Source organism: Microbacterium sp. H83 (genome assembly GCF_001650405.1).
Taxonomy (GTDB): domain Bacteria; phylum Actinomycetota; class Actinomycetes; order Actinomycetales; family Microbacteriaceae; genus Microbacterium.
Map to the genome: position 1 here is coordinate 1 of NZ_LWCU01000051.1, position 795 is coordinate 795.

Below are 795 nucleotides of genomic sequence, written 5' to 3' on the forward strand. Positions count from 1 at the left end.
CGTCAGGAGTGCGCGTGTCGTCGTCGGCGGCCGTGAAGCGGACCCCGTCCGGGACCGGCGGGCCATCGCCCTTGGGATTCGTGATCGCGTCGAGGAGCAGCTCGAGCTGAGCCGCGACGTCGGGGGTCAGCCACCCCCTGATCGGGCGGAGACCGTCGCGGATGCGCCCGAGAGTGACCCCGCGGCGTCGCTCCGGCTCATTGCCCGGCATCTCGCCGTCGGGGTCCAGGAGCGCCGCGATCATGTCGGCGAGCAGTTTCAGCTGTTCCGTGGTCGGCGCCGGGCCGCGGCCGGGTGACTCCGGATCGCGCGCACCGCGGGCTGCGTCGGCGAGGTGCTCGTCGGCGCCGAGGCGTTCGTCGGCGCTGATCCGGTGGGCGATCTTCTCGATCGGCGTCGTCGCGGCCAGCATCCCCGACACGGAGATCACCCCCCCGAGCAGAGCGTCACGCAGCGCCGGCCACCGAGCGGGCAGACGCTCGCCGGACGACGGGCTGATCTCCCGAAGCACCAAGGGGACCATCTTGCCCAGGCGGGTCGCCCCGGCCACATCGACGAGCAGCGTGCGCTGCAGGAGCTCGGACTGCGACCGGCACCCGGCCGCATGGGGGAACTCGACAGGATGCCCCGTGGCGAGGGTCTCGACCACGACCGCATCCACCCGGCGCCTGACCGCACCCGCCGCCTGCAGGATCTCGACCCGCTCCGCGTCCGACACGCCCGCGAGAGCGTCATCGGAGAGCACCCGATCGAGGTCGGCGACGACCCGATCGAGAAGGACACGAGGACTGGTGG

1 protein-coding gene is annotated in these 795 nt (G+C 72.7%); it reads right to left on the reverse strand.

Annotated elements, in window-relative coordinates; all coding sequences use genetic code 11:
- Positions 1-795 (reverse strand): DUF222 domain-containing protein (locus A4X16_RS14815; RefSeq protein ID WP_157560231.1); only part of this gene is annotated, 795 nt, incomplete at both ends.